Origin of the sequence: Methylobacterium brachiatum, assembly GCF_020523825.1 — a bacterium.
GTDB classification, from domain to species: Bacteria; Pseudomonadota; Alphaproteobacteria; order Rhizobiales; family Beijerinckiaceae; genus Methylobacterium; species Methylobacterium brachiatum.
Genome location: NZ_JAJALK010000003.1, coordinates 591,315 through 602,342, shown reverse-complemented (window position 1 = coordinate 602,342; position 11,028 = coordinate 591,315). Strand labels below are relative to the sequence as shown.

The 11,028-nt window shown below is 60.9% G+C and carries 15 protein-coding genes; 12 read left to right on the top strand and 3 right to left on the bottom strand.

The window, feature by feature from the left end; all coding sequences use genetic code 11:
- The 6 genes from LGR69_RS09960 to LGR69_RS32175 all read left to right on the top strand — a co-directional run bounded on the left by LGR69_RS09960 (position 1) and on the right by LGR69_RS32175 (position 4,884).
- Positions 1–1,053 (top strand): AAA family ATPase, encoded by a 1,053-nt coding sequence (locus LGR69_RS09960; protein ID WP_179696867.1) that lies wholly within the window; start codon positions 1–3, stop codon positions 1,051–1,053.
- Positions 1,046–2,137 carry a hypothetical protein gene (locus LGR69_RS09955; RefSeq protein ID WP_139239620.1) on the top strand — a complete coding sequence of 364 codons (1,092 nt, stop codon included), beginning with the start codon at positions 1,046–1,048 and terminating at the stop codon, positions 2,135–2,137. Before LGR69_RS09960 ends, LGR69_RS09955 begins: the two co-directional genes overlap by 8 nt.
- Before the next feature lie 1,070 nt (positions 2,138–3,207).
- The gene (locus LGR69_RS09950) at positions 3,208–3,576 is read left to right on the top strand and encodes a cupin domain-containing protein (RefSeq protein WP_059408428.1); all 369 of its coding nucleotides are present in this window, start codon (positions 3,208–3,210) and stop codon (positions 3,574–3,576) included.
- Positions 3,577–3,630: 54 nt separating this feature from the next.
- Positions 3,631–4,167 (top strand): cyclase family protein, encoded by a 537-nt coding sequence (locus LGR69_RS32180; RefSeq protein ID WP_353806844.1) that lies wholly within the window; start codon positions 3,631–3,633, stop codon positions 4,165–4,167.
- Entirely contained in the window at positions 4,104–4,424 is a 321-nt protein-coding gene (locus LGR69_RS09945; protein WP_059408427.1) for a hypothetical protein, read from the top strand. The genes LGR69_RS32180 and LGR69_RS09945 overlap by 64 nt, the downstream gene beginning before the upstream one ends.
- A gap of 28 nt (positions 4,425–4,452) precedes the next feature.
- A complete protein-coding gene (locus LGR69_RS32175) occupies positions 4,453–4,884 on the top strand; it encodes a LysR family transcriptional regulator (protein WP_179239981.1) in 432 nt (143 codons plus the stop codon).
- Here LGR69_RS32175 and LGR69_RS09940 read toward each other — a convergent pair.
- Entirely contained in the window at positions 4,875–5,390 is a 516-nt protein-coding gene (locus LGR69_RS09940) for a MarR family winged helix-turn-helix transcriptional regulator (protein ID WP_081948528.1), read from the bottom strand. The two genes, LGR69_RS32175 and LGR69_RS09940, sit on opposite strands and share 10 nt — an antisense overlap.
- A 168-nt stretch (positions 5,391–5,558) precedes the next feature.
- On the opposite strand from LGR69_RS09940, the gene LGR69_RS09935 reads away from it, so the two are divergent.
- The 5 genes from LGR69_RS09935 to LGR69_RS32025 all read left to right on the top strand — a co-directional run bounded on the left by LGR69_RS09935 (position 5,559) and on the right by LGR69_RS32025 (position 8,463).
- A complete protein-coding gene (locus LGR69_RS09935; RefSeq protein WP_043378310.1) occupies positions 5,559–5,867 on the top strand; it encodes a hypothetical protein in 309 nt (102 codons plus the stop codon).
- Positions 5,868–5,946: 79 nt separating this feature from the next.
- Entirely contained in the window at positions 5,947–6,474 is a 528-nt protein-coding gene (locus LGR69_RS09930) for a YkgB family protein (protein ID WP_043378313.1), read from the top strand.
- Positions 6,475–6,519: 45 nt separating this feature from the next.
- On the top strand, positions 6,520–7,071 hold the full coding sequence (locus tag LGR69_RS09925) for a carboxymuconolactone decarboxylase family protein (RefSeq protein ID WP_043378316.1): 552 nt from the start codon (positions 6,520–6,522) through the stop codon (positions 7,069–7,071).
- Positions 7,072–7,414: 343 nt separating this feature from the next.
- Positions 7,415–7,555 (top strand): hypothetical protein, encoded by a 141-nt coding sequence (locus tag LGR69_RS09920; protein ID WP_158713259.1) that lies wholly within the window; start codon positions 7,415–7,417, stop codon positions 7,553–7,555.
- Positions 7,552–8,463, top strand: a complete 912-nt coding sequence (locus LGR69_RS32025) for a helix-turn-helix domain-containing protein (RefSeq protein ID WP_139239449.1) — start codon at positions 7,552–7,554, stop codon at positions 8,461–8,463. Before LGR69_RS09920 ends, LGR69_RS32025 begins: the two co-directional genes overlap by 4 nt.
- Positions 8,464–8,936: 473 nt before the next feature.
- Here the strand turns inward: LGR69_RS32025 and LGR69_RS09910 are convergent, their stop codons facing one another.
- Together LGR69_RS09910 and LGR69_RS09905 are read right to left on the bottom strand one after the other, a co-directional pair.
- Complete coding sequence (locus LGR69_RS09910; protein WP_230365911.1) at positions 8,937–9,461, bottom strand: cytochrome P460 family protein; 525 nt, start codon at positions 9,459–9,461, stop codon at positions 8,937–8,939.
- Positions 9,462–9,569: 108 nt separating this feature from the next.
- Positions 9,570–10,445, bottom strand: coding sequence for a cytochrome P460 family protein (locus tag LGR69_RS09905; RefSeq protein ID WP_051975888.1), 876 nt, complete (start codon positions 10,443–10,445; stop codon positions 9,570–9,572).
- Positions 10,446–10,671: 226 nt separating this feature from the next.
- Between LGR69_RS09905 and LGR69_RS09900 the strand changes: the two genes are divergently transcribed.
- Positions 10,672–11,004, top strand: a complete 333-nt coding sequence (locus LGR69_RS09900) for a hypothetical protein (RefSeq protein ID WP_043378319.1) — start codon at positions 10,672–10,674, stop codon at positions 11,002–11,004.
- Positions 11,005–11,028: the final 24 nt, after the last annotated feature.

The window sequence follows — 11,028 nt, the reverse complement described above, 5'->3', positions numbered from 1 at the left end:
GTGGCAATATTCCCTCACGAGCTTCCGCACAAGAAGCGGCTGGATTACATAGACAGGATCTTTATACGGCATGATGCGATCAAGATCGCCGCACAGGCTCTCCAGCACCTCACGTTCGCTCCGAATCGGCGCAGGGAAGGATCCGTAGGATATATACGCGGATATTCACGTTGCGGCAAAAGCGAAATTCTAAAACGTCACATCGAAGAACTTACTGGCACACAGGTCGGAAAGGGGCTTCAGCGGCTCATCGAAGGCAACGGCCATTTGATCGTTTACCTCGAGCTTTCTGCCGGGGAAACACCGCTAGGTGTTGCGACCCGATGGTTGCGCCTCTTCGAGGATTTGCGTGTGAGCGCACGGGGCCGCAGGTATGAGCCGCCCCTACGTGAGCGTGACGCGATTCAGCGCGCTATAGATATTTCCAATGACAACAACGTCACGCTTGTCGCGCTCGACGAGTACCAGAATTTGTTCAGAAGTGGATCTTCTGCGGCAGTCGATGCAGCCAGAAGTATGCTCATAACCATGCAGAATGCAGCAACGTTTCCGATCGCAATCACCGGTTCTCCGCTCCTAGAGGAATTGTTCTCGCGACATGAGGCAGTTAAGGAACGTGCGGGTCCAAGAGTACTCTTAAAGCCGCTGCCGTTCCGTGCGCGGAAAGAACAAATTGCGTTCGCTAGTGTAATTAAAAAATTTGAAGACAAGCTACCGTTCTTGCAGAAGCCGGGATTGTCGACGAAGGATTGGTTACAGTCGACATTTTTTGCAACGCGCGGCCGTCTTGGGCGGCTCACCCTGCTCACTCGCGCTGCGACTGATTTGGCATTCGCCGATTGCGCTGAGGGAACGATGCCTTCGACGTTGTCTATCAAGCATTTAAATCAAGCTTTCGATCTACTTCATGGCGACGATCCTACAATGAATGGCGTAAATCCTTGGGTCAAAGATTTCCAACTTCCCAATATTCCGCTGTCGGTCGAGGACGCAATGCGCATCAATTTGGACGATAGGAAGCGACGCAAAGGAAGGACGCTTTACGATGAGTGACGTGCCTCCTTCAGCGGCGCGGCTGCGTCGAACCGTACAAGCACAACCTGGGGAGGACCTAAGAAGTGTAGTCGTGCGCTACGCTCGGATAAAACGTATATCGGTCGAGATGCTTCTGCGTTTTGGCCTGCAGGTAGACGCGAATAGCTTAGCTTCTGTCCCGCTTCGCAGATACCAACTCGAGACGTTTGCGGACCTTGCGGGTCTCGAGCTGCAAAAGCTTGCAAATGATGCATTTGCCGAAGGTAAGAACGGCTTTGAGCTTTTCGGTCAGGACGCTGGCTTGGACGTCATCGAGCCACATCGGCGGCGAGTGGCACCCGGCATGCTCAAATCGGATGGTATTCCCTGGATCAGGGCGCACTGGCAAGTCGCCTGCCTTCCATGCGATCCGGACACTGGGGAATGTTTTGTTCAAATCTGTCCTACATGTCAGAAGTCGCTTTCTTGGGTAGGAATCGAGAGTGTCTATCTGTGTCAAAACTGCGCTATCGATTTGCGTATGGTCGCGCCCCGGTACGCCTCAGAGAGGAAACAGGAGTTGGCCAAGCTAATGGTCGGCGTGCTGCGTCGCGACGCGAACGCCCTCACGCAGTTGCCGGCCATAATTGCGCATTCAACTGCCCGCGAGCAACTCGCCTTCTTCTCGGTTCTCGCCAGTCTATCCTTCATTGTCGCAGGCCGTATCTTGCCACATGGGGCATTTGCAACTTTCCGCGGCCTTGAGCTTGCGCTCGAATATCCCTCTTGTCTCGATGGCATAATCGCAGATATAGTCCGGTCTCATGAAGAATGTAGCATTAAATTGGGCTGGTTTGCGGCGTTCATGGAAGTACGTTGTCGAGTAAAATTGCTCCCTTCCGGAAAGCTTAAGCGATCGATGGAGAGGCGTATCTTTAGAATTATGGGAATTGACGAGAAAAACTACATGGTTGTTCGCAGGGTCAGGCCTGATTTTTCTTCGGAATCTTGGCGATCAATTTCCTTTAAATACCAGAGTTTCCTGAGAGGCGTCCCAGCCAATCGTGAACCGGAATCATTGCCCGTGGGCGTAATCGATATGCCGGGCCCATTTCAGTCTTGATTTTTTCAACAATTTCGAGTTCTGCGACTCTCCTGAGGCAGGACTCGGCTTCGTCTTTTCCTAATATCTCTCGTTCGATGTCGCGCATCGTCTTGTAATCATCCGAGATGAATTCCAGCAGGAGTCTCACTCCTGGGTGGTACAATGCCTTGAAAAACAGATCTTCCCGCGCAAGTTGAGAGATCATGTTGCATTGTGGACGGCCGGATGCGTCGTCGAAAATATTAAGCTTGCTCGTATTTTGATTTGAGGGTTCCGCGCGAGTGCTACGGCGGGGCGGCTGCGCGGGTGATGCCCTTTCCATGTCCCACTCCCTCGAAATCAGTCTCTCAACTGCTGCAACATCAGGTGCGGAGTCGTGATGTGAACAGGCTCGCCGCGCCGAATCCATATGTCCGAAATCTGGCTAGAGCGTGCGTAGCTACAGCTGTTTAACCGTTCTGCGCTCGGTGTCTATCGGTCGGTTCAATAAAGCTGGCTTTCACCCTGTCAATGAGGAGCTATCGTGCGGTCGATCCAGTGTCAGAATATTTGTTCGAACTGCTTTTTGGTGTCAATTCGCCGGCATTCGGTGACAGAATAAGAGTGTCGTCGGCGGTGAGATCGCTTGAGAGCTCAGATTATTTCGGTGCCAATTTATTCCGAGCCCGACACGGGCTTCGCACAGGCCGCCATCGTCGGCCGGTTCGAGGCCGGACCCGCCGCGATCCGGGTCGAGGCTTGAAGGGGGGGCGATGCCACCTCGTGACGCGCTCGCCGCTCCGATGCTGCGCGACAAGGTGCACGGAGCGTCCTCGGCGTTCACGTCCTAGAGCCTGCTGCGCAAGGCGGGCAACGCGGCCTCGACACCGTGCCGAACCGGTGGTCGTCGCGGGCTTGATCGATCGGCCCGAGCGGGTGATAGAGGCCCTATGCGCGGGGGCCGTCGCGTTCACGGTCGGCACGGCAGTGTTGGATGGCGTCTTCCAGGCCCAATCGTCCGCGCTCGCCGACCAGTTCGAGGCCATCCGGGCTGCGCTCGCGGCCGCGTGGGGCTGCAACAAGAGCCCTCCACAGCAAGGAGCGACATCATGGACAAGGTCAACCTCGCGAAGGCGTTCAGCACGTTCTCGGACCACTGGAGCCCCAAGATCGCCGGCGACCTGGGCGACTTTCAGGTCAAGCTCGCCAAGTTTAGGGGTTCCTTTCACTGGCACCAGCACGACCAGGAGGACGAACTCTTCCTCGTCGTCGAGGGTCGGTTGCGAATGAGCTTCCGCGACCGGCCGGCGCTTGATCTCGATCCGGGCGAGTTCATCATCGTCCCTCACGGGACCGAGCACTTGCCGGAGGCGCTCACCGACGAGTGCCATGTCGTGCTGTTGGAGCCGAACACCACGCTGAACACCGGCAACGTCGAGAATGAGCACACCATTCGCGAGCTCGGCCGGGTCGCCTGATGGGGCACGACCCGCATTCGGTCGAGGATCTCTGGGCGCTGCTGCCGCAACTGCGTGCGGCGCGCTGGGGGACCTGGCGCATGCCTTCGACGTGGACATTCTCCACCGCTCGAGCTTCGCCCCGGCGCAGCGGACGGTGATCTACCACCAAGATCCCGGCGTGGGCAGCAAGAAACACGGCTTCCTTGCCGAGGAGTGGCGATTGCAGGGCCAGTGGGGCGCGCATGTCGACCCGCCAGCTCAGTTCGTGCGGGTCCCCCGCTTCCTGCATCGGATAGCGGTGCAGAGCTGGTCTTTCCGCTCGTCGTGTCGATCATCGGCGAGCACACGGTAACCGATCCGGATTACCGTGCGAGGCTTGAGGATGTCCGAGCCTGGGAAGGACACAACGGACCCATGCCGGCGGGCGCCTTCGTCGCGCCGCGGACCGACTGGTCGCGTCGCTGGCCCAGCCAGGAGGGCATGCTGAACCGGCATGTGGCCGGCATGTGCCACTTCCCGGCTGGAGCCGCGACGTTCCTGCCTACGTGCATGAGGAACGAGACATCACCGCTTCCGGGTATGACACCACCGATACCGACCCGGACGTGATCGTCAGCGGAGGCGCCGTGTTCTTGGAAGCCTACGCTCTCGGATTGCCCCGCCGGCAGGTCGAGCTGACGGTCAATCTCGATCAGGTGCACATGTGCGGCTGTCTGCCGGTCGCGAGTTGGCCAAAGATGAAGCAGAGCGCGGGCTTTCCCGCACGGATTTTCGCCCTAATGCCGGCCGCCGGCGATAGCGACCTGCCAAATCGAGCCGGCCGGTCCGCGGAGGACGTGGGGCTGAGCCCCGCTCGGATCGGATGACGCTTTGGCTCGTCGGGCTGGAAGCACCGTGCGATCGGGAGGCCGGCTTGAAGCCACCCCGATTGATCTCGTATCGTTGCATATCGCGCTTCAGGTCAACGAGCTTGGAAGCATTCGGTGCGCCGCCGAGGTACTCGGATCGCCGGCGTCCGTAGTGAGCCGTCGAATTCGTGCGCTCGAGGACACGCTGCCGGTTTCGCTGTTCGATGGGTCGGCTCGTGGCGTAGAGCCGACGATCGCCGGGCATCGGCTGCGGAGTGCTGCACGGTCAATCATCGTCGATTCCGAACACACGGTTCGTTCCGCACTCGCCCTCGACATAGATCGAATGGGATCGCTTCGGGGAGCTGGTCGCAGCCATCGCCGCGGGACAAGCGTGTCAGCTTCTCGACGCGTACAGCCCGACTCATGCAAGTATCGACAACGACCATACGGACGGCCTACTTGGGTTCAGACTTGATCACGGTCCGCCAACTTCGCCAATGCTCGGCGAAGCGAGCCCGCATTTGCCTCGCCGAGACGAGCCAAACACTCCGCCTGCATGTGCTCCCACAGTGGAACGGTTTCGTCGAGACGGGCACGGCCCACCTCTGTTAGGTGAACGCGCCGGGCACGCCGATCGTCCGGATCGGGTTCGATCGTGATCAACCCACGCCGCTCGAGCAGCTTGATGTTGGCCGTGAGCGTGCTTTTATCGAGGGCAAGCTCATCGGCCAATTCACGCATCGTCGGTCCGTCAGCACAGGCGAGCACGGTGAGAAGTGTGAACTGCCAGTTCGAAAGACCGACGGCTCGGAACGCCGCGTCGAACTCGCGCCCGATCACGCGGGCGGCGCGCTGGACGGCGACGCAGATGCATGCCTGCTCGATGGCTGCAGCCGCGACGGGGGTCAGCTTGAAGGACGAGGGCACGTCGTGGTTCCAAACGGAAGCTGGTTCTAGGATATAGATCGAGCGAGCGCTCATGCGAGCCGCCGAGCCGGACCTCCAAGAAGTTTGATATCACATCATGTGCGCCGGCGCACGTGCCGCGGACGAAAATGGTTTTATATAAAACTTGTTCAACGAGCGGCGCCATTCGCCGCCTCGAATCAATCGCGGCAGAGACCCGCTCAGGCTCGACGGAGATCCAAGATGTTCATGCGCACGATGTCAGCGTTCACGGTCGCGTTTGCCTTGACCGCCACCACGCTGCCGGCCGCGGCCCAGCAGAGCCGCACCTTCACCGCCTGGGGCCACGAATTCGTCGCGCCGGAGATCGACCCCCGGGAGATCACGCCCGCCGCCCCGAACGGCGCGGGCCCTGCCCCGTTGCGCAGCAACGGTCGGACCACCGCCTACACCGCCTCTTCCGGACAGCCTGCGACCACGGCATCGACGGCTCGGAACCCGACGCGAGCCATCGACGTCCGGGGCGCCCGCTTTGAAGTTCCGGCGCGGTGATGCGTCGTACCCTCTCCTGGACGGCGAAGGTGCATCTCGTCTCCGCCGGCACAACTTCGCAATAGAAAGCTCGATTCCCATGTCCAATCACTCTCTTGTTTCCGGCCGAAGCGGCGCCTTTGTCGAAGTCGGTCCGGCTTTGACTGCGATCGAGCGGTACGGGGATCACCTGACCCGAGCGGCGCTCTACGGTTCGCTCGCCGTCATCTACGCTTGGTTCGGGGGAATGAAGTTTACAGCCTATGAAGCGGAAGGACTGGTTCCGCTGGTCGGCAACAGCCCGCTGTTGAGCTGGTTCTACAGCATCTTCAGCGTGCGTGGCTTCTCGGCTTTCCTCGGCGTGCTCGAACTCAGCATCGGCGCCCTCGTCGCCGCGCGGCTCGTCAACCCCAAGCTCTCCGCGCTCGGCGGTCTCCTGTCGGCCGGCCTCTTCGTCACGACCCTGAGCTTTATGGCGTCGACGCCCGGTGTCGCCGCGCCGGAGCTCGGCTTCCCCGCCATCTCGGTGTCGATCGGTCAGTTCCTCCTCAAGGATGTCGGCCTGCTCGCCATTTCGCTTTGGATTGCCGCCGACTCGCTCAAGGCGATCCGTCACCGTCGCGACTGATTTGTCGCCGGCCTCGGATACCGACCATTAATGAGGAGACCCACCATGCAACGCATCGCTTCCATCGACCCGGTCACGGCGACCGGTAGCGTCAAAGATCTGCTTGAGGGTGTGAGAACGCAGCTCGGTGTCGTACCGAACCTTCACAAGGTCCTCGCGCAGAGCTCGGCCGGCCTGGAAGGCGTGCTGGCCTTCTCCGGTGCTCTCGCACGGGGTACGCTCGATCCCGCGACGCGCGAGCGCATCGCGCTGGCCATTGCGAACGTCAACGGCTGCGACTACTGCAACGCCGCCCACACGGCGCTCGCCAAGCACCGCAAGCTGGATGAGGCGGAGATCGCGGCCAACCGCACAGGCCGCTCGACCGACGCCCGCGCGGATGTGGCGGTCAACTTCGCCCGCAAGATCGCGGTCACCCGCGCCGATGTCGCTGAGGACGACCTCGCGGCTTTGCGCAGGGTCGGTTACACGGACGCGCAGATCGTCGAGATCGTGCTTCATGTCGCGGTCAACGTGCTGACCAACTACGTCAACGAGGTGTTCAAGACCGAGGTCGACTTCCCGCATATCGGGCCTGCCACGCGCATCGCGGGCTGACGTCGAGCGGAGCCGGAGCCTCGGCACATGGGCTCTGGCTCCGTCGTGGGAGTGCGGATCACCGCCGTGGGGCGCATGAGCTCCGTTTCGACGCACTCTCTTTAACCGGACCGTCATTCATTTCGGCGGAGAGCGCTCCAGCCCGACGCGCTGCGTTCTCCGATCGTATGACGAGGTCCAGCTAGTGCTCTGACGCCGACAAAGCGTACACAAGGCAGCGCCGTTTTCGCATCGATAGCAGCAAGTTAACGGACAGGCACGTGGTGCGTTCGTTGGCGTCTGTGCACTAGCGGCCGTTCCGGGCGATCCACGCCCCCGCCCAAGATCGCCGGAAGACCCCGTTATGATCCAGTTCACCGTCCATACTACCGACCTCTGCTCCGGAGCTTCGAAGGTGGTGCTCGCCGACGTCGAACAGGCGCTCGGCTTCGTGCCGCGTGCGCTGAACTATGGGCGCCCGGATCGGAGGGGGGACTGCTCGTGAACACGCCGGCGATCATCGCCCTTTTGGCACAAGGCCGGGATAGCCAACCAGTCAAGCGGCCGAAGGGACGAGCAGAGTACACCGAATCCGTGGCGTTCCAGACGCGCAACGACGATGAGGCTTGGAAGCCTTGGGCCGAGCCGAACCGCGAGCACCATGACTTGACACTTCGGTTCTGCACATTCGACTGCGACATTTTGCAAGACGATAATTATCAATTTCATACTCAAAAATCACTAAGTAGCATTTACTTGGTGTGTCTAGATGAACACCCGCGGCTTCCGATCGGCGGATTTCGCACCCTGAATATCTACGTACCTGAACCGTCGCTTGGCGATATAGTCGAGTCCGGGGATTCAGTTTCGTCTGCTGCGCCAACAGGATCGATTGACCCCAGAGCCGTTCCTGACTGGCAACTTCGTCGCCTTGAAGTCGAGATGCTGGCTGAAATGCGCATGGCTCGACCTTTATCGCGTCTTCGCATCGATACGTTGGGACTGGAGGTTGCGGTCCATCTTCTTCGGCAGCACTCGTCCATGAACGGCGCAGTCCGTTGGGAATCCCTCGGTCCGCGCCGTAGCCGTTTCGATCCCGCCGTCGGAAGGGCGATCGAGTACATGGAATCGCGTTGGGCCGACGATATCAGGCTGGTGGACGTGGCTCGCGCGGCGCAGCTATCTCCACGCAAGCTCACGACTCTTGTTGCCAAGGCAACGGGTTTGCCTCCCCACCGTTGGCTCATGCGCCGTCGTATCGAACGCGCGTGCGAAATGCTGCTCGATCCGCGCCGCTCGATCACCGAGGTCGCCTTTGCGTGCGGATTCCACTCCTCGCAGCACTTCGCGACCAGGTTTCGCAAGCAGATTGGTTGTACGCCGAGTGCATATCGACGGGAGCGGCTCTCGTGAATTTTTCTGACACTCCACACCGAAGCGACGGCTGCAGCAGGATTCTCAATTTTTTCGGAGAGGACTTTGCATGCACGTCTGGATAAATTCCAGCAACGAGTATTGCATATTGCTTTAGTTAATTTGATACATTAAATAATTACTTTTGTCCCGTGATATATCGATATTGTAATTATGATATACATTAACTAGATATTTTTTGTTTTATCAATCGAAGACAATAAATGCCCCCTGCCAATAAATAAGAAAGATGAAACTTACGAGATCACGCGGCGGCAGGTTGTTCGGACCTCTTAGTGAACAGAGCGCCTGGCCCATTCGCTCAGGCTGATGGAGGTGATGCGCGGGGATCAGTCGACGAGCCCGTTGCAGGCGTCGCAGCAGAGGTCGAGGGCAATGGCGCTAGGATGATGACAACAACCGCGAGCTTCGTCGTGATGTGCCATCCAGCTTGATCGAGCAGCAGCGTGGCCTCAGCGGGCAAGGACTGGGTAACCTTTGACGTACAGCCAGTCGGTGGCTTGCGCCGGGGTGTGGCAGCCCAGACATTCCTGGCGATAGTCGAGCGTCTTGGTCTTGTCCGGGCTCCCTTTGTCGAACCATGCCCAGCCCCACCCGTCACCCCAAAGCGGATTGCCCGGGTAGCTGCCGCGATCGTCTTTCACCATCATGAACCAACCGGCTAGACCGGCGGCCCGACTCACCCGGCCGGTGGTCATGTCCTCGCTCTCGGCGTTGAACACCTCCTTCACCAAGACGGTGCCATTTTTGAACCGGCCGTTGGCTCGATACTCGTCGATCGCGCCCGGAGAGACGTAGACCGTATGCATCTCCTTCGAGCCTGGCACGGTATCGGAGGCGACAGCCCAGGTGCCGAGGAACTGGTAAGCCGCTCGATAGTCGAGAGGTAGACGCATGGTGCCGGCGACGTCGACCAGCCCAACCGACGCCCTCGGGGTTTCTGCAACGTTCGCGGACCGTACCTGTTGGGCGAGCAAGCCTGTCGCCGCGGCGAGCGTCGCTCCGCAGGTTAGAAGAAGAGTAGCCGAGGGAAGACGGCGACGGAACATATGATCCTCCACTGACAACGCCGAGCGCTTGGGCCCCTAGTTCTTGCCGACGCGCTCCAGCAAGCCACGCAGCACCGGGTAGTGCTGAATGAATACGAAATCCCGGCCGGCGTTTGCAGCATGGCAGGCATTGCAGGTCTCGACGGCCTTTACCTCGGTCGCCGAGGCGTATTGTGCCTCGGGCACGTGACCGAAGGAGAAGTAGGCCCATTGACCCGGTTCGTTCGCGAAGCGACGCGAGTCCTTCACAGCCGCCTCGAGACCGGCATACTCTGCCATGAAATAGCCTTTGCCGCTCGATTCCGTGATCGCGCCGTTTGCCGGGTCCGTCGTGCTGTTGATCTGCTGGCGCACGAGCTCCTTGACGATCACAGTACCTTCGCGGAACTCTCCCGTCCGTTTGAAGTGCTCCCAAGCAGTCGGCTCGACATAGACGATGTGAAACTCCGGGAATGGCGCCTCCGGTAGGTTGAGCCGGTTCGGCGTCAGCGGCGTGCCGATGAACGGCCACTCGCGCCAGCCGATCGGGCGCACCAGCCGGCCGTCCGGCAGGTACTCGGCGACGTACGGGGTCCGCCTGCCGTCGACCGTGTACGGCTGGGCCGGCGGACGACCGGATTCGGCCGCGGCCGCAGCCCGCTCCTGCGGCTGGTTCTGCCGGGCTGCGCCGCTTTGCTGCGGGGGTGGCGTCTGCCTAAGCTGCTCCGGGGTGCGCTCCTGCGACTGGGTCTGTCGGGGCTGCGGTTCGCCGCTCGGCTGGGGCGGCGGTACTTGCCCCGACCGCGCCGTACCGGCCGCGGGCGGCGGCGTGGTCTGCGCCTCGGAGCTCTGGATCCCGCCACAGCCGACCATCAGGGCGACAGCCCCGGCCGTCCGAAGCAGCGTCCAGCGATGACGAGACATGAAGAACATTTTCGGATCCTCCGGATTGCGGCATGGCCCGAACGGCGCGTCAGGGCGAAGCTCGACGGTTCGGCACGCGCGCGTGTTCCTGGCCGGTTGCCGGGCCAGCCCGAGATATGAGGCACACGACCAGCCCTCTGCAAGATCACGCCCGGTTCGCAGGCGACGCGTAAGGGTGCCCGCGCCGACGCGCGATTGCGTTCACGAAAAAGAGGCGACGTTCACGATCCGGAGCATGGGTCAGGTCGACGCGATCCATGCCGCAGCGCAAAGCACAACGGACGCGGTCGGCGGTATCGCGGCGACGATCGCGCAGTCGAGTGGCACGGCGCGCGCCGTCGCCGCTGCCGCCGACGACCAGGATCAGGTCGGCCAGGAGATCGCCCGTGCCATCGCGAGTGCGGCCGAGCAGACCATCGCCGGGCGCATCGGGACGATGCGAGCGGCGGCCGCCTCCAACGGGGGTCCGAGCGGGCGCGGTGCGAGCGGACGCCGGGCAGCGAATCAGGGCTCTCACATCCCGCGGAGCGCGATACCAGCCTTTCCTGAACGCGTGCGCACAGCCTGAGCGACGTGCGACGAGGCTGCAGGT